Here is a 456-nt window from a genome sequence, read left to right on the forward strand (position 1 = left end):
GCCTACAAGTTCTCATGGCCGCGTATGTGGTGGTGGGGGTTTGTCAGGAGTATATGCCCGTTGCGCAGACGATTGTTCTGCGGCGGGTGCTCAAGGGTGGAATATCAACAAATAGCGGCTGCTTGTTCTTCTTCTTGTCTAGTACGGATGTCTCTCTTTGGAGGGTGTCCTGGAACGGTGGGGAGCGGGGTTGGGTGGTTTAGTGTTTGGCACACTGTTGGGTCCTGAGGCAACAGGGCCGGCGGGGATCCCCTATGTGGGGGTTTCTGGCGGGTTTGTTTGTTTCTGGTTTCCTGGCTGCACCGATCGCGCATGTAGTTGTGTGGGGTGTGTGGTTTGGGGTTGTTGTTTGAGAACTACATAGTGGACGCGAGCATCTTTTATAAGAAGCAATTTCCAAGAATATGAACCTGGATCTGGCTGCGCGTGATGGTTACTGGCTCTCTTTTTTGGGGG

The 456-nt window shown here is 53.3% G+C and carries 1 protein-coding gene; it reads left to right on the top strand.

Features of this window, described 5'->3' with window-relative positions; translation table 11 throughout:
• The coding region (locus tag ARTSIC4J27_RS23060) for a hypothetical protein (protein WP_235436460.1) at nt 1–203 on the top strand (203 nt) is incomplete at its 5' end.
• Between the last annotated feature and the right edge of the window lie 253 nt (nt 204–456).

The sequence above is a fragment of the Pseudarthrobacter siccitolerans genome (assembly GCF_001046895.1).
In the GTDB taxonomy this organism is placed as follows: domain Bacteria; phylum Actinomycetota; class Actinomycetes; order Actinomycetales; family Micrococcaceae; genus Arthrobacter; species Arthrobacter siccitolerans.